This is a genomic window from Paenibacillus sp. FSL K6-3182 (assembly GCF_037976325.1).
Classification (GTDB): Bacteria; Bacillota; Bacilli; order Paenibacillales; family Paenibacillaceae; genus Pristimantibacillus.
The window spans coordinates 717727-735114 of record NZ_CP150265.1; the positions used below are offsets into that span (position 1 = coordinate 717727).

The following is a 17388-nucleotide window of genomic DNA, read 5'->3' on the forward strand; positions in this document are numbered from 1 at the left end:
TCTTTTTACTGGATTGGTTTCTTGATAGCTCTTGCCGTGGTCAGTGGTTCACTTACAGTAACTTAACGACAAATAAGCCGCCATGCAGCCCGAGGGTCATGGCGGCTTATTGTTTTTATTCGAATTCAACCTCATGTCAACAACGCCGTTCTGACATTTGCCTTGAAAGTACTTACGTAATTATAGAAAATTAACCTTGACTATATCCCTGCCGATGAGAGTTCCCCAACGGTCATAAACCGATGCATCGATATTGTAAGTTCCGCCTGCCAGCACGAGCTTTGTACTATTTGTTAACGTATGATGAATGTCGTATCCGCTGGTCGGCACGTTGAGCAAACCCGAATAGTAGGTCCTTGATCCGTTGTTTATCTCCTGTATGCGGAACTCGTACTGGTAACCTCCGGTCGGCTTTGTAATACCGATATAATCCGGAACCGCGCCGAAGCTATTCGGATACGGGTTAAACACAAAGACCCCATTGGCCGCGCTCGCTTGGGAAGCGATCCCGAGCAGCAAACCGATGACCATGACAAGCGAAAATATCTTCTTCATTATTCATTCCTCCTAGTAAGGTTCGTCTTACCCGTTCCGGCCGAAATGGGTATGTACCTTTGCAGAGAGCTCTCGCAATGAATATATCATCAATTAACAGAAGTAACTATATTTAGAATCTTGAATTGTATGTCTATTTCTATCGGATTTTTTTCTATTAAAAGAAGGTTGCCCATCCCGAGACTTAATGCAGCAAACGCGGTAAACAGATGTACTCTCATAAAGTTAGCCAGATTGAAGCGGCTTTCTGGAGAACGAACGAACAGCGGACGACCTTTTGCAAGCCCGGTAATGTTCTCGCCTGAATAGTAGCCGTAGCTCAGCAAGCCGCCGCCATCAGCGTCTGCTTCCAGCGCTTTGTTGAACAGGATGCTGAATAACTGGTTCATATCGGCTTTTAACCCCATTGCTTCATAAAATTCACGGAACAAGCCGAGCCATGCATTTATATCGTTGGAGCAGTTGTTAGTAAGAATCATGCCGACAGGGCTGCCATCAGGTGTAGTCACGATGTCAATCTCAGGGTAAACCGTGGACAAATCTTTCTCCAGTACAATCATGGCAAAAATCGACGTACCTACCGAAATGTTGCCATTACGCTTTTTTACACTATTCGTAGCGACCATGCCTGTTCCGGCATCGCCTTCTTGAGGACATAGCGGAATACCTGCTTGCAGGCTGCCTGATGGATCTAATAGTCGGGCACCAGCTTCATTGAGATAACCAGCATGTTCACCAGCAGTATAAACTTTAGGTAAAATATCTTTAAGATTCCAAGGGTAGCCTTTATCGAATTTTTCCAGTTTATACAATAAATGAGCAAGTAAACCACTGTCAATAGTTTAGGTACAAAGAATTACTGAATTAAGGAAGTCCACATGGAATTTGGATACAGAAGCTGGTTTGTTCCACTTTTGACCGTTCACACTCCTTTTAAACTCTAACTATCTTATTTCGTAGTGACTACCATGGAGCAACTATCCTTACCACAACTCACGTTCACGAAAAGGGTTCAGGGTTTTAAGTCACGAATATGATAGATGTACCAAAAATTTCTATAGCTGGTTTGGTGAACTAGGATTAAAGAGAAATATCATAGAAATAAGTAGGTGAGGCATAGTGACTCAGGAAGAAGTGTTAAAAGGCGGAAATGTTAATCACATTGTCCGTAGGGAAAATACTGTTCTCCGTCCCACAGGTTATTGGAGCCCGTGTGTTCATGAGCTTCTTAAACATCTAGAGAAGCAAGGCTTTGAGGGAGCACCAAGTTTTCTCGGAATCGACGATTCTGATCGTGAAATACTAACATTCATTTCAGGGGAAGTTCCAGGGAATGAGTACCCTGAGCTTGAGCCTTACATGTGGTCGGATGAAACGCTTGTAGGTTTAGCACGTCTTTTACGCCAGTTTCATGATGCGACTGCAGGATCAACTCTCATGACGAAGAGCAAATGGCAGCTTAGTTATGTCAATGAACGTGAGCACGAAGTGATATGCCATAATGACGCTGCATTGTACAATGTGGTCTTTCAAAAGGGGATTCCTGTGGGGCTCATTGATTTTGATATGGCTGGTCCAGGTCCACGTATGTGGGACATTGCTTATTCACTCTATACATCGGTTCCGCTTGCGAGCTTCGAGCCTGACCATTCTTCGGGAAAAACGGTGAAGTACCAATCGGATATACACGCTACGGAGCGCCGTAAACGAATTCATTTGTTTTTTGAATCGTATGGAACTCCCGTCCCCAATGAACTGAGTCAGTGGATTATTCAACGATTGACTACAATGTGCGATACGTTGAGAAATGGCGCTGCCGAAGGGAATCTTGCCTTTAAAAAAATGGTTGATGAGGGACACTTGGCTCACTATGAGAGCGAGATTCGATTTGTAGCAGATCATTTCAATGATTGGATAAAGAACTAAATATTATGCTAACAGTTCACGATAAAACATATCGAGATCAAAGAAAGGGCCACCCCGCAAAAGGATGGCCTTAAAACTTGCCGTTATAGATATTGCAGTGAACCGTATCAAAGGCACCTAGTCGGGTGCCTTTTGATTATTTTCCTACATACTTAACCGAATAAATATGCGTTTTCGTTAAATCAATCACTTCCTGGATAAATCCCTCCCGAGATTCCTTGAAATCAGTCTTGATCCAATTCAGAATGAGTCCGTAAAAGCCATAGGCTGTATAACGCTTAAAATAATCCATGTTGACGGGGATGTTATTAATCGTTTCAAAAATAAATTGTTCCTTATAGATCTTTAGAATGGTTTGAGGGAATCCCGTGTGCAATCCTGGTAAAGTATCATCGTATTTTATCAGCTCAAAAAAATCCCGGTGTTGATAAATGTAGGAAACGATATTAAAGGACGGTGCGTTGAGTCTTTCCGTGTATACTTTGTGTCCAGGAACATATGGTTTTCCTACGGAATCTTCCAACCCCTGAAACATAGAAGTAAGTAAATCTTCAGCTAATTTAATTTTATCTTGGTAATGTACATAGAAAGTACTACGGTTATAGGAGGCTGTATCTACAATGTCCTTTACAGAAACGAGATGGTAACCCTTCTCTTTTATTAGTTTTATAAAGGCTGATTTTAGATGTTCTTCTGTTCGATTTCTTCGCTCAGATGTCACGTTTTGTTCATCACTCATAAAAATATCTCCTCGTAAAAAGACGATTTTGATGTAAGTGTCTACTAGTTAGACATATATTAATACTTTAATGATTGTTAAATGTGAACAAAAAACTACAATTAAGATGAGAACAAAATAGTACAAATATTTTATTAATGAATGTTAATTAATAAAAACACAAATAGTACTATTAAAAATATTGTACTGGAGGATTCATCGATGGGCAAACTACAAAACAAGGTAGCTGTGATTACTGGGGGAGCATCCGGAATCGGTGCAGCTACAGCACGTTTATTCGTTTTAGAAGGAGCCAAAGTGGTTCTTGTTGATTTAAATGAAGAAAAAGGAAAGGCGTTCGAGAACGAGTTAAAGGCGCTTAATGCTGAAGCATTATTTATTAAAGCAAATATTACAAGTGAAGAAGAAGTCGCCAATATCTTCAAACAAACCGTTGAAGCCTTCGGCAAAGTGGATGTTGTATTCAACAATGCAGGGATTGGGCGCGTTCATCCTTCGCATGATTTGGAGTACTCCGAGTGGCGCAACACAGTAAATGTCGACTTGGATGGCGTCTTCCTGGTAGCACGTGAAGCCATCCGCGAAATGTTAAAAATGGGCGGAGGTACGATAGTAAATACGGCGTCTATGTACGGCTGGGTTGGTTCGCCCGGCTCGGCAGCCTATAATGCGGCAAAAGGCGGCGTGATTAATTTGACTCGCTCTCTTGCTCTTGAATATGCAGAACAAAATATCCGCATTAACTCATTATGCCCAGGTTTCATTGACACACCCATTATTCCCGAAGAAAGTAAACAAGTATTAGCCGGACTCACTCCGATGAAGCGCCTCGGTAAAGCGGAAGAAATGGCAAAAGCCGTACTTTTCATGGCATGCGATGACTCATCATTTATGACTGGAAATAGCTTAACCGTTGATGGCGGATATACAGCTCAATAACAGTTCTAAACATGCAGTGATTAGCATGACCAAAGTTTCAAGCTCAAAAATGGGAAAATTAGTAGAAAGAGTAGCCGTTATTACATGAGCGGCTCAAGGCATGGGCGCTATGCATGCACATGAATTTGTCGAAGAGGATGCAAAGGGTTGGCGTCATAGACATCAAAAGCAGGCCGGCCAACAGCTGGCAGATGAGCTAGGCAGATAGATTTCTTACAGTGAGAATTCTATTGCGACTGGGGAAGAGTAGAAGGCTTAAGCAGACATATAGTATGTAATTTGGAGTACATCGCTCATGTGGCGATGTACTCTTTTGCTTGTATTCCATATTCAGGCCCTACCTCACGCGCGAGAAGCAACGGGAATATCCCTCGAGTAGTCCTAAAATCGGGAGAGTCGACAGGGGTCTAATTCACTTCTAGATTCCCGATCGAGTATTTCACTTGCAGCCAGATGCGCAATCAACGGCGCCAGCGTAATCGCAGAATGCATCACCGTCAGATAAAGTCCCTTTATGTGATCGTGGAAGCCCACGATCGGATAGCCGTCTTCAGGCATGGGTCTCATCCCGACCTTTATACTTTCCAGTTCCAGTTGATTTCCGTCCTTCAGACTGCGACGCAGCGTGTCGAACGCTCGCTTACCGACCGCCTCGGGTCCGTTTTCCTCCGACTCGTCGATATAATCTTCCGCAGCCAACAGTATATGATCTGTCAGTTGACGCGCTTCAAATTGTGCATTTGAGATTAATGTGCGTATCAGTTTATTCGTAGTTTTCATCTGAATTAGAATGGAAGGCGACGACGTTACCGGCACGTGATAACCTAACGGGGCGCAAAGTTCGGGTATGCCTGTACCTGCGGCCAATACCACGACATCCGACTCCAGAAAACCCTTGGACGTATGGATGCCGACTAAGCGGGAATTTTCTTGCTGCAGCTGTGTGACGTTGGTGCCAAGCTGAATCTTTGCTCCGTACTCCCGCGCTTTGCTGAGCAACAGCTCCGTTACCCCTATAGGGTCCACTGCACCTTCTTCGCTGACAAACATTGCTTCATCCGGATATTCCTTCAGATTCGGCTCCAATGCTTCAAGCTGCTCTCGGTTTAATTTTTGAAAGTGGAGTTGCTCCCTTAGGGGCGGAGTGCCCCAAGTCAGCGCTCCATGCCAATGAATGTTCAGTTCAGGCAGCTCTTGCTGAAGCGCATGATATTCTTCCAAAGCTGCATCGTACAAATGCCAGTATTCTGGAGCCACCCTATGAGTCGTATGTATCCAGGCAAAAGATTTTTCAGTGACTTCACGCGCCGCGGCGGGGTGTTGTTCTATTACGGTTACATCTTGATTTCGTTTAGCCAGATGATAGGCCATTGACGCCCCGACAATCCCTGCGCCAATAATCACGATTTTTTGTTTATTCAATTATGACTCCCCCTCTATCACCCTAGTGTAACATAGGCGTTATAATAATCAGACGTTATAACATATTCAGGCAGTTGGAGTTATTGGAGTTCTGTAGAGGGGAATCCGTTTGTTTGGGGGCTGCAGCACTCATCGATTTTCATGAAAACGGTTCCAAAAGGCTAAGAATGACTGGAAAAGTTTAAAAATGTCTCACTACATACTAGGTTACTCATACGGTAAGCTAGTAGTAGTCCTTATATTTACAATTCTTCCATTATGAATACTTAGGGGTGATGTTGGAATCCTCTTCGCTGTCTGGTTGCCAAGCAAGCTAATGGTATAAGCCGAACCTAAGAAATGGGAGGTAACAATTATGCGTAAAAGGTTTATAAGTTTGTTCTTGTCAGTAACGATGCTGCTGTCCGTCCTTATCGGATTCAATTCCTCTACATCAGCCGCGGATCCAATCATCAGTTCTGGAAATCCCATTTTCACTAGTATTTTCACCGCCGACCCTTCTGCTCGAGTGTGGAATGACGGACGTATTTACGTGTACGCGTCACACGATATCTTTCCTTCCAGAGGAAGCGATTTGATGGATAAATATCATGTCTTCTCGTCGGACAATATGGTCGACTGGGTGGACGAAGGAGAGATCCTGAGCGCGGACGATGTGCCGTGGGGACGGCCGGAAGGGGGCTTTATGTGGGCTCCGGATGCCGCATACAAGAACGGAACCTACTACTACTATTTTCCGCATCCTAGCGATACGAATTGGAATAGCTCTTGGAAGATCGGCGTGGCAACAAGTGACAAGCCCGCCAAGGATTTTGAGGTTCAAGGGTATATACAGGGGCTTCCTGGCAGCAATTTGATTGATCCTAACGTATTCCGCGACGACAACGGAACCTATTACCTGTATGCCGGGGGAGGAGGTGCCAGCTACGGGATGAAGCTTGGTGCCGACATGATGTCGATAGATGGTCCCGTCAAGCAGTTCACTGAGCTGGAGGATTTCCACGAGGCTACTTGGGTGTTCAAGCGGGGGAGCATTTATTATTTAATGTACTCCGATAACAATCCTGGCGCGAACCGGATGAGGTACGCCACCAGCAGCAATCCGCTTGGACCATGGACCAACCGCGGCGTCATACTGGATCCGGTATTCGGCAGTGAAACTTCGCATGGGTCCGTTGTGGAATACAAGGGGAACTGGTATATGTTTTATCATAATGCGAAAATCTCCTCTAACGGTACGCTGCGCTCCGTCGCCGTGGATCGGTTGTATTTCAATTCCGACGGGACAATCCAAAAGGTCATACAGACGTCCGAAGGAGTACCGGCTGTTGGACCGCGCTCCACCGCTACCGAGATCAAGTACTACGATTTAATTAACGAAAGCTTTGACGCATATACACAGAAAACGGAGTATGCCATGAATATGAGCAACGTATCCATAGGAGGAGGGGCGACCCGATCCGGTGCAAATGTTGAAAATATGCATACTCAAGGCTCCTACATTCAGTTGAATGGAATCAACGGCGGCGCAGGCGGGAAGGCGCTTCTAACCGTACTCTATTCTTCCGGGGACAGCGGGTCAGCCTTTAAGGTAGATGCGAGCGGCGACACGGCCGGAGACGGTTATTTTCTTTCCCTGCCTGGAACGGGAGGGTGGGGCAATTATACCGGTCGAACCAATCGTCTAATCGATTTGAATTCGGGCACGAACAATCAAATCCGGCTAAGCGGCGGTATGGGAGGAGTCAACGTATCGCGCGTCATCGTATCCTTGATCCCGCAAACGTCGCAGGAAGCGGAATATCCGATGAGCGGAACTAACGTGTCCGTAGGGGGAGGGGCGACGAAGTCGGGCGGAAACATTGAAAATATGCATATCCCGGGCTCCTACTTCGAGCTGACTGGGGTTGGCGGTGGGTTGGGTGGCCAAAAGCTTTTAACCGTGGTTTATGCTTCAGCGGACGCCCAAACAACCTTTAAAGTGAACGCCAGCGGCGACCTGTCGGGGAACGGCTATTCGCTTACTTTGCCTGGCACGGGAGGCTGGAGTGCCTACACCGGTCGGGCCAGCCGCATCATCGATTTGAATACAGGCAACAGCAACGTTATTCGGGTGAGCGGCGGCATGGGCGGAGCTAACGTGAGCCGAGTCATCATCTCGTCCATTCCGTAAACATGAGTCCGCTAAAATAAAAAAATAATTGCTTAATCAATAAGCAGGATGGGGGCTGTGACAGGTTACTGGTTAGTGACCTGTTGCGGCCCTCTTTGGGCCTCTTTGGGCTTTCCGTTCAACAGGTTACAAACAAAGCAAGAAGTGAGTAGTCGCTCAGAAGGTTCGGAGTCAGCCATAGTTTAGCAGTCGGGTCAGGTGGTTGTTGAACGCTTGTCGCTTTTGCTACCGTCCTTTCACGAACAGACGCAAACTTTCTTGCGAAGCAAGAGTTCGACCGCCATTGACGCCAAAGGGATGGCGTCGATGATCGGTTTACTATTCTGATTTATTATTAAAAAATCCAAGCGGGCAAGGTAGCAAGCAAATAGCTTCATTAAAATTAAGCAAGTGTTGTAATCGAGAGTGGGCGGCAACGCAATTATCCTTAAAAAAGCTACGCTCTATCAAATTTTTGACCACCCGAATACCGGCCGCAAAATCTTGCGAATATAATAAGCCATTATTGTCATTGGAGTCCATGAGCTGCGTTTGTTCTGGATGTATTGATCGTTGATAATATAAGTCCGAGTGGAAGTAGGGCTCTTCAGACCAAACGTTTCCCACTTCGCCGGATCATTCGAACCTTCGAGCCTTACAAGCATATTCTCCGACTCACTATTTATTTTAGCCGGAATTTGCTCGTAGGCTTGGGCGATTTGCACATGAAATTCGTCGATCGGATTGCGGCTAGCAAGGCTCTCCAAGTGGATGCCTTCGCGAATGTAAGAAACGTATGCCAGATGGTCAGCCCAGAACTCGTCGATATAAAAAAGTCGTACCCGCTGCTCCGAAGGGCTCATCGGCTTCTCGCCTTTCAAAATTTCGAGCCTCTCCTCGTATAGAATTCGCCTCTGATCCTCCACCATATCCGAATAACAGTTCAGTTCCTGGCGGATATGAAAGTTTTGACCCATAGCAACGCGCTGAATATGCGCGATTTTGCTGCGGAGCCCCGGCTTTTCGAGAGCCTCATCCTGCCTCAGATTGCGAAACGCTTTATCGATGCCGAACTGAAGCAGCAACTCGTCCTCCAAGCTTACGAAAATTACGGAAGCTCCCGGGTCGCCTTGGCGGCCAGAACGCCCGCGCAGTTGGTCGTCGATCCGCACGCTTTCGTTCACATGTGTGCCAATCACGTACAGCCCACCCAGCTTGGCGACAGCTTCTGCTTGCATGGGGTTGCCTCCGCCGAGCCGAATGTCGACGCCACGGCCTGCCATATTGGTAGACACCGTTACGGCGCCGATTTCTCCTGCTTTGGCTATGATCTCGGCTTCTTTTGCGTCGTTTTTTGCATTCAGAACATGGCAAGGAACATCGGCAACCGCTAGCGCCTCCGCCAGCATGTCAGATTCCTCGACGCTTGACGTACCAATGAGAATCGGACGACCCGTCGCATGGACGGATATGATTTCTTTTACAAGTGCCTTGAGTTTGGCATCTTTATGAGTATAAATCCGGTAGGGATGGTCGATCCGTATGTTTGGCCGGTTCGGCATGATTTGTACGACTTGCAGCGCATAAATATCTTCGAATTCCATTGCGGAGGCGTAAGCGGTAGCCGTCATTCCGCAAATCTTCGGATATAGGCTAAGGAAGTGTTGAAGAGTGATTGTCCCGAGAATTTCCCCGCCGGATATCGACTGCAGCCCTTCTTTGGCCGCAAGTGCAGCTTGCAGCCCATCCGGCAAATGCCTGTTCTCCGCCACGCGGCCGGTATATTCGTCGATCAGCTCGATTTTACCGTTCCGGACGATATAATCGACGTCTTTTTTCAATAACAATTCCACATGCAGCGCGCAATTTAATGACGTTAACAAATGACTATTATGGCTATCGTACAAATTGCCGCATCCGAGCAGCGACTCCGCTTTCGCAGAACCTGCTTCATTTAAATATACGTTCCGCTCGAACTCGTCGAAGTCGTAATGCTCTACTTGCTCGAGGTGCCGAGCCACTTCTGCGAAACGAATGCCGTCGTTGCTGGAAGAGCCCGACTCGCCAGCGATGACTAGCGGCACCCTCGCTTCGTCGAGAAGCAGTGAATCCGCTTCGTCGACGATGACGTAGTGGAAAGGACGATGTACGGTATCGGCTTCGCCCAGTGCGATCGTGTCTCGCAAATAATCGAATCCCGCCTCCTTGGCTGTAACATAGGTTATATCCGCGGCGTACGCTTCGCGTTTCTCGGACAGGTTCATGCCCGCTTGAACCGAGTTTATAGTTAACCCTAGGAAACGATAGATTGGGCCCATCCACTCCGCATCTCGATTTGCCAAATAGTCGTTAAAAGTCAGCACATGAACGCCTTCGCCTGTCAGCGCATTTAGATAAGCAGGCATAACAGCAGAGAGTGTTTTTCCTTCACCGGTATGCTGCTCGATCAAAAATCTCTCGTGAAGAGCGATGGCAGCGATAATCTGAACATCGTAAGGCTGTAATCCGAGTGTTCTTTTCGCTGTCTCACAGACTAACGCATAAGCATCGATAAGCAGCTCATCCAAAGGCGTACCCGATTTTGCTTTCTCTCTTAGCCGGAGGGATTCCGCTTGAAGCTGCCCATCGTCCCATGCTTCCAAATTCCGTTTCCTAATGAGCTCCACTTTGTCCTGATAGACTTGCAGTTTATGCTGAGTATCGCGGTCTTTGAATTTTTGCATCAGCTTGGCGGCTATATTCATAGGAATTTAATCTCCCCTCGGTAGAAATTCGTTTAGTTTTGGATAATATTTGTACTGATCTGTCACCTAATAGGTTTAAATCTACTTCATATAAGCAAAACCATATACTGCACTTAGTTATTGGTTAGAAAATATTGTAATTTGTCCATTGCAAAATGTAAATAATATATTGCATTCCAGTGGCGAGAGTGTCTAAAAATACTTTGATTAAGCTTCGTGTTGAGTACGAATATAGTACATACTTTATCCTCCTAAATTTGTTCGCTTTCAACTAGCTGCAAAACTCGATGGCATTTTGGTGGGCAGATTCCCTTTTTAAGTAGTCAATATGCTCAGCAATGAATGGAATACTATCGTCTCTATTTTTATATTTTCAGGTTAATGGAAGCGTGGTATTATAACGAATAATAGGTTTAATTTCAATTATTTTACAAAATCAGATTGGATAAAGGGGGTAACGCTTTATTATGCTAGGCAAATGCATAGGCATTGGCTCCAGTTGTGAGGTGCATGAGTGGGGCGAAGAGGGAAAAGTAGTAAAGTTGTTTCATGCTGGCACACCATTGGAAGCTGTTCAGCTCGAATATCGGAACAGTTCTGCTGCTTGGGCCAGCGGACTACCGGCAGCGCGCCCGTTCGAGCAAGTCGAGTGGGATAACCGCCTTGGTATCGTCTTCGAGAAAGTAGTCGGATCGACATTCGTGAATCGTTTTTTTGAACAACTGCATGCTTTTCATGAAATTGATTTTGACGATGTAGACAGCGATTTAAGGAAATTTGCTCGCGTCCTGTATAACATTCATAAAGGAGACATCAGCGGGATCGTTACTGAGCAAAAGGAGCATTTGAAGGTAATCATCGGTAGACCCTCCTTGCTGACGGAAGACGAAATAACTGCCCTCCATGCTTATGTGGATCAGTTGCCTAATAAACGAATGCTATGCCACGGCGACACGAACGTCAATAATCTCATTTTACGAGAAGGTATACCAGTTATGATTGATTGGATGCATACCGTAATCGGCAACCCGGCGGCGGATATCGCGGAAGTTTGCGTGACAATCCTGTATGCTGTGTTGCCCCCAGAAACGCCGCCTGACGTTAACGCATTCTTTGAATTCTCGCGGCAGACAGCTTACCGTATATTCGTCGATGAATATTGCAAGCTGTCTGGCGTGACAGAAGATGAAATATTCCCTTGGTACGTTCCAGTCGCCGCTCGTCAGCTCGCATCGGGTGCCTTATCAGACGTACAAGCGGAAAAGCTTGTTGCTTTGATTAGGGATAAGCTCAGTATCGTGCTTTAGCGAAGAGGGCTGTAACAGGTTAAGGACAAGTTTACGATTGGATGTCATTTTCAGAGCATGATTGCAAGCTAGAGTGTTATTATTCTACCGGCTGACAATACATGTGTATAAAATATTACAGAAAATTATGGTAATATAGTTTTAATAGATTACCATTTTAATTTATGGAGGCGCTTACTTATGGACCAACAGTTGCAGCAAGAGGGGTACTTCGGGGAATTCGGAGGAAGCTTCGTTCCACCGGAATTGCAGGAAGTGCTAAACTATTTGAGCGAGCAATTTTACAAGTTCAGGGAAGATCCGGACTTTCAGGAAGAGCTCAGCTATTACCTGCGTGAATATGTTGGCCGCAAGAGCCCGCTCACATATGCGGAGAGGCTGTCCAAATCATGGGGAGGACCCAAGATCTACTTAAAGCGTGAGGATCTGAACCATACTGGTGCGCATAAGATCAACAACGCCATTGGCCAGATCCTGCTAGCCAAGCGAATGGGCGCCAAGCGGATTATCGCCGAGACTGGTGCTGGTCAGCACGGAGTTGCGACAGCAACGGCTTGTGCAATGTTTAATATGGAATGTGTCATCTACATGGGAGCAGAAGATATGCGCCGTCAGGCGCTTAACGTGTTCCGGATGGAACTGCTCGGTGCTACTGTTGTACCGGTTGATAAGGGTCAGGGTCGACTGAAGGACGCTGTGGACGAAGCATTGGGCGATCTGGTTCGCAATTATAAAAATACGTTTTACTTGCTCGGTTCTGCGGTTGGTCCACATCCGTTTCCGACGATGGTCAAGCATTTTCAAGCGGTCATCAGTGAAGAGTCAAAGCAGCAGATTTTGGAGAAGGAAGGTCGTTTGCCTGATGCGGTAGTAGCCTGTGCGGGCGGCGGCAGCAATGCGATTGGCGCATTCGCTCATTACATCGACGAGCCGAGCGTTCGCTTAATCGGCGTTGAACCCGATCAAGCACCGACCTTAACGGAAGGCGTTCCGGGCATGATTCACGGCTTCAAATGCTTGGTACTGCTGGACGAGGAAGGAGAGCCGCGGAAGACGTATTCAATCGCCGCGGGGCTCGATTATCCGGGTATCGGGCCGGAGCATAGCCATTTGAAGGTGACTGGACGCGCCGAATATGCGACGGTTACCAATGAGGAAGTGCTGGAAGCATTCCAAGAACTTTCTCGTACGGAAGGAATTATCCCTGCCTTGGAGAGCGCGCACGCGGTTGCCTATGCCAAGAAGCTGGCGCCAACGATGGATCAAGAACAGATCTTGATCATTAACCTTTCCGGACGTGGAGACAAAGATGTCGAGCAAGTATTTCAGATGATTAAATAATAACAAACGTCGGCTGCATCTATGCAAGATCGGCTGCGGTACGATGAAAACAATCACGATTATATCGATGTAATCTAGAATTTGGAATAGCAGACCGGGAGCCTCCAAAGTGGAGAGACTCCCGGTCTTTGTTATATAATTGGCAGAAGCGCTCCATTGAAGATTGGAATCACACCATATACTATAGATATGAAGGCTAATAGAGCAATCTAAGGCTAAAGGTTCCATAATGGATTACATAAATGAACGAAAGAGGCGAGTCAAAATGAATAACATCGTGTCGTTGGAATGGCTAAAGGAGAAACTCGGTGAGCCGAAACTCGTCATCGCGGATTGCCGTTTTCGTTTGGACGATCCCGATGCGGGGCTCAGAGCGTATGAGGAGTCCCATATTCCGGGGGCTGTTTATATGGATCTGGAGAAGGATCTATCCGGTGAGGTCGAGGAATATGGCGGACGCCATCCGCTTCCCGATATTTTTGCAATGACAGTGACGTTCGGCAGGACGGGCATAAGCAATGATTCGATTGTGGTCGCTTATGACGATCAAGGCGGAGCGATGGCTTCCCGGCTGTGGTGGCTGCTGAAGTATATGGGGCATGAGCAGGTCTATGTGCTGGACAAAGGCTTCTCTGCTTGGGTCAAAGAAGGGTTGCCTGTATCAACCGAGAACAAAGTGGTACAGCCTGCGACATACCTTGCAACGGTTCAGCACAATATGCTAGTTGAAATGGATGAGGTTAGGGAGCTGCTTGGCAGCGAGGGAGTAACGCTTATTGACTCGCGCGAAGCTCCACGCTACCGCGGAGAGGTCGAGCCGATCGACCGCGTCGCAGGCCACATTCCAGGCGCGATTAATCGTTTCTGGAAAGAGGGTCTAACGGAATCCGGCGCTTGGAAGGACGTCACCGCTCAAACTGATCGGTTCCATGATCTGGACAAGAACGGCGAGCTGATCGTGTATTGCGGATCAGGCGTCACAGCCACGCCAAACGTCATTGCGCTGCAGGAAGCAGGCTTCACGAAAGTGCGCTTGTATGCGGGAAGCTGGAGTGATTGGATTAGTTTCTCTAACAACCCCATCGCCATCGGGGACGAAGAAGAACGGTTAGAAGAATAGCAGTAATTATTCGATGAATACATCGCCATGCAGCTTGTAAGCTGCGGCGATGTATTTTTATATCGTGAACTCAACACGAGGTCAACAAATGGATTTCGAACGATGAAATGAATTATTTTCAGAGACCTAGCGTACACTCTTATTCATCCTAAATACACAAAGATACCGGACTCTTCGCCCGTAATTGCCCAGCGTCTTGATTAGACAACGTGACGTTTGTATGATATGGTGTGGTTTACAGATAGGCATTCTACTTTCCGAAGTGGGGTGCCTTCCTGTATATTTACGGAGGTTTTACATTAAATGTATTGTGCCGTAATCGGCAGAACATGGAGGTGGTGATGCTATGTTTCGCTCTTTATCCCCAATCGGGGAAGATTCAGCGACTAAGGAACAAGCGCAAAGATCTTTTAATAAAGAGGAGAGAGTTAAGCATGACAACATTTATGCAAGCAGAGAAACGTACACATTTGAATACATCAGGGCTTCGTAATCTACGTAAATCAGGTCGTCTGCCTGGTATTGTGTTTGGTAGGAATGTAGAAAATAAGATGGTTCATATTTCAACGATAGAATTTCATAAGTGGTTGAAGCAAGGTGCATCTGGTTTTATCGATATACAGCTTGACGGGAAAGATTCGGTGTCCGTATTGCTTGAGGATCTCCAGCGAGATCCGGTAACGCGTGACTTGATTCATGTTGATTTCCAGCAAGTGCAGAATAACGAAATCGTATGCACAAAGATTCCAGTAAAATTCATAGGCAAGCCAATTGGATTGAAGCAGGGCGGGATTGTACAACTTCAGTCCGAGTTTATTGAGGTAGAAGCATTGCCAAGGCATTTGCCGTCGGTGATAGAATATGATATCAGCGGCATGAATATCGGTGAATCCGTCTATGTGAAGGATTTGGATTTGTCATCAGAAGTTACACTTATTTCCGGTAAAAACGAGTTTCTCGTATCTGTAGTGAAGCCTTAACTCATCCTATTAGGCTTCAACTATTAAAAACACGTCGTATCTGCAGCTTACCTGCTGGTACGACGTGTTTTTGCGTAATTTGACATCTTCCTCCCGTTCTTAAGGACCATTGACGGCGCTTGCAGATTATCCCCATAATAGAAAAAGGTGTTACATAAATTTACAGTTGGGAGAGGGTAAAATGTCCAAACGCGTGCTTATTCTAACGGGCGACGGTGCAGAGGTTCTGGAGGTTTATTATCCATTCTATCGGTTGAAGGAAGAGGGCTACGAGGCTGTGATCGCTTCGCCGAGAAAGAAGACATTGAATACGGTATGCCACGACTTCATCGAGGGATGGGATACTTATTCGGAGAAGCCAGCTCATCTGCTGCCGTCTGATATAGCCTTTGCGGACGTGGAGCCTGCTGACTACGATGCCTTGATCATCCCAGGCGGACGCGCTCCTGAGTTCATACGTAACGATCAAGATCTTCCGCGAATTGTCCAGCATTTTCTGGATGCGGACAAGCCTGTAGGCGCGATTTGTCACGGCGCTCAGGTATTCCTGGCGCTGCCCGATCGTTCCTACTTCAAAGGCAGAACGTTAACGGCATACAATGCGTGCAAGCTGGAAGTCGAATCACTCGGCGCAGAATATGCTAGCGAGACACTGCATGTAGACGGAAATTTGGTATCGGGCCACGCATGGCCTGATCTCCCTGGATTTATGCGGGAATTTCTAAATCTGCTTGGCCGGACGTCGAACAAGGAACTAACCTCAACCACGAACTAATTCGTAATACAGCGAATATGCGTTGCCTTTCAAGTGTCGGCCTTGCATACGAATAGAAGAAGGAAAAGACACCGTTGGGGTGTCTTTTTTTGATATATGCACGCCTAGCCAGCGATAAGCAGGTGCTGAGAGGCGTAACAGTATGAATGATTTAAATACATCGCCATGTGGGCTTAATGCTCTAGGCGATGTATTTTTTTGTGCTTGGAATCAATACAAAGCCGACGGGAAAATTGGAATATATTCATGAAATGCTCCTAACAGAGCACATGCTCATAAACTATAAACTTTTAGTAGAGAATATGATGTCTGGTTACTTACAAAAGGAGGCTGTCAGCAGTAATTTGACTAACGGCAGATTGTAAATGATAATTGTTATCAATAACGTGAAAATAGATGAAAGTCCTCATGCTCACCTTTCTGTATTCCAGCGGACACAGAATATACAACGATCATTCGAGATTAACGGTCAATTACTATTGAAATGAGGTAAGCAAAGTGAAAATCGACATTGATCAGTTAGCAGAGCATCTGGCACACACTCCTTTTCAAGTACAAGGAGTATATCGATACGCTAGAAATCCAGGCGTGCCTCACGCCGACTATACAGATTCTTTTCCTGGATTTGTGTTTCCTCTTACAGGAAAAATACAATTTCAATTTAATGACACGCCTTATATCTTTTCGCCAGGAAAAGTTGTACATGGGGCTGCAAAAATGAAACTAGGCCAAAAAGTGTTTGGTGAAACGGACTGGGAATATATCTTAGTTTTATACCGGATATGTAACTCGGAACTAGAAGAGTCAAGCTTTTCTCATCAGCATTTCGAATTATTAACAGGGCAGTCCCCTCGTCTAAATGAATTAATTATGCGTCTTTGGCGTGTTTATAATCAGCGTGGAGGCATTTCAAAGTTTCAGACCGAGATGCTGTTCCGCGATGTACTGAATGAAGCCTTATTATGTGTTGATAATAGGCAAAATAGCTGTGAATCACATACTTTATTCGAACGGGTATCTCATTATATTCAAGAATACTATTATCAAAGTCTTACAATAGTATCGCTTGCAGAACAGAATAACGTTAATCGCAATCGACTTTCTTATGTGTTTAGAAGGCATGCAGGTATGGGGCCTGCACAATATTTATTAAAATATCGTATAAACATGGCGCAAGAAATGTTATTTACAAGTGATGCACCTGTACAACAAATTGCGGAAACTGTTGGATTTGCTGACCCTTTTTATTTTAGTAGAGTGTTCAAAAAGCAAATAGGTATTGCTCCCACTGAATATCGAGAGAAATTCATCAATAATCCAAGCTAGTTTCAATAAGCATCCATTCAAATCAAAATATGACTTTACTATAATAATGGAAACGGAGATAA

At 45.8% G+C, this 17388-nt stretch carries 13 protein-coding genes and 1 pseudogene; 9 read left to right on the forward strand and 5 right to left on the reverse strand.

Annotated features, from left to right (window positions below; genetic code table 11):
* Positions 1-180: 180 nt before the first annotated feature.
* Positions 181-555 (reverse strand): hypothetical protein, encoded by a 375-nt coding sequence (locus MHH56_RS03180; RefSeq protein ID WP_339206564.1) that lies wholly within the window; start codon positions 553-555, stop codon positions 181-183.
* A gap of 173 nt (positions 556-728) precedes the next feature.
* Positions 729-1358 (reverse strand): annotated as a pseudogene (locus MHH56_RS03185) (FGGY-family carbohydrate kinase); the annotation flags it as partial.
* Between the two features lie 316 nt (positions 1359-1674).
* On the opposite strand from MHH56_RS03185, the gene MHH56_RS03190 reads away from it, so the two are divergent.
* Positions 1675-2481, forward strand: coding sequence for an aminoglycoside phosphotransferase family protein (locus MHH56_RS03190; protein ID WP_339206566.1), 807 nt, complete (start codon positions 1675-1677; stop codon positions 2479-2481).
* A 136-nt stretch (positions 2482-2617) separates the two neighbouring features.
* On the opposite strand, the gene MHH56_RS03195 is transcribed toward MHH56_RS03190, so the two are convergent.
* The gene (locus tag MHH56_RS03195) at positions 2618-3220 is read right to left on the reverse strand and encodes a TetR/AcrR family transcriptional regulator (RefSeq protein ID WP_339206568.1); all 603 of its coding nucleotides are present in this window, start codon (positions 3218-3220) and stop codon (positions 2618-2620) included.
* Positions 3221-3421: 201 nt separating this feature from the next.
* Here MHH56_RS03195 and MHH56_RS03200 point away from each other — a divergent pair, with 201 nt between their 5' ends.
* Entirely contained in the window at positions 3422-4159 is a 738-nt protein-coding gene (locus MHH56_RS03200; protein WP_339209485.1) for an SDR family NAD(P)-dependent oxidoreductase, read from the forward strand.
* A 381-nt stretch (positions 4160-4540) separates the two neighbouring features.
* On the opposite strand, the gene MHH56_RS03205 is transcribed toward MHH56_RS03200, so the two are convergent.
* The gene (locus tag MHH56_RS03205; protein WP_339206569.1) at positions 4541-5581 is read right to left on the reverse strand and encodes an FAD-dependent oxidoreductase; all 1041 of its coding nucleotides are present in this window, start codon (positions 5579-5581) and stop codon (positions 4541-4543) included.
* A gap of 355 nt (positions 5582-5936) precedes the next feature.
* Between MHH56_RS03205 and MHH56_RS03210 the strand changes: the two genes are divergently transcribed.
* Positions 5937-7754: a family 43 glycosylhydrolase gene (locus tag MHH56_RS03210; protein ID WP_339206570.1), complete on the forward strand. Its 1818-nt coding sequence runs from the start codon at positions 5937-5939 to the stop codon at positions 7752-7754.
* 446 nt (positions 7755-8200) lie between these two features.
* Here MHH56_RS03210 and MHH56_RS03215 read toward each other — a convergent pair whose 3' ends face one another.
* Entirely contained in the window at positions 8201-10477 is a 2277-nt protein-coding gene (locus MHH56_RS03215; protein WP_339206572.1) for a DEAD/DEAH box helicase, read from the reverse strand.
* Positions 10478-10944: 467 nt separating this feature from the next.
* On the opposite strand from MHH56_RS03215, the gene MHH56_RS03220 reads away from it, so the two are divergent.
* The 6 genes from MHH56_RS03220 to MHH56_RS03245 all read left to right on the forward strand — a co-directional run bounded on the left by MHH56_RS03220 (position 10945) and on the right by MHH56_RS03245 (position 17326).
* Positions 10945-11784 carry an aminoglycoside phosphotransferase family protein gene (locus MHH56_RS03220; RefSeq protein ID WP_339206573.1) on the forward strand — a complete coding sequence of 280 codons (840 nt, stop codon included), beginning with the start codon at positions 10945-10947 and terminating at the stop codon, positions 11782-11784.
* A 180-nt stretch (positions 11785-11964) separates the two neighbouring features.
* Complete coding sequence (trpB, locus tag MHH56_RS03225) at positions 11965-13125, forward strand: tryptophan synthase subunit beta (RefSeq protein WP_339206574.1); 1161 nt, start codon at positions 11965-11967, stop codon at positions 13123-13125.
* A 265-nt stretch (positions 13126-13390) separates the two neighbouring features.
* Positions 13391-14245: a sulfurtransferase gene (locus MHH56_RS03230; protein ID WP_339206575.1), complete on the forward strand. Its 855-nt coding sequence runs from the start codon at positions 13391-13393 to the stop codon at positions 14243-14245.
* A gap of 434 nt (positions 14246-14679) precedes the next feature.
* Positions 14680-15225, forward strand: a complete 546-nt coding sequence (locus MHH56_RS03235) for a 50S ribosomal protein L25 (protein ID WP_076268662.1) — start codon at positions 14680-14682, stop codon at positions 15223-15225.
* Between the two features lie 181 nt (positions 15226-15406).
* Positions 15407-16000: a DJ-1/PfpI family protein gene (locus MHH56_RS03240; RefSeq protein ID WP_339206579.1), complete on the forward strand. Its 594-nt coding sequence runs from the start codon at positions 15407-15409 to the stop codon at positions 15998-16000.
* A gap of 498 nt (positions 16001-16498) precedes the next feature.
* Positions 16499-17326: an AraC family transcriptional regulator gene (locus MHH56_RS03245; protein WP_339206580.1), complete on the forward strand. Its 828-nt coding sequence runs from the start codon at positions 16499-16501 to the stop codon at positions 17324-17326.
* The last annotated feature ends 62 nt before the right edge of the window (positions 17327-17388 follow it).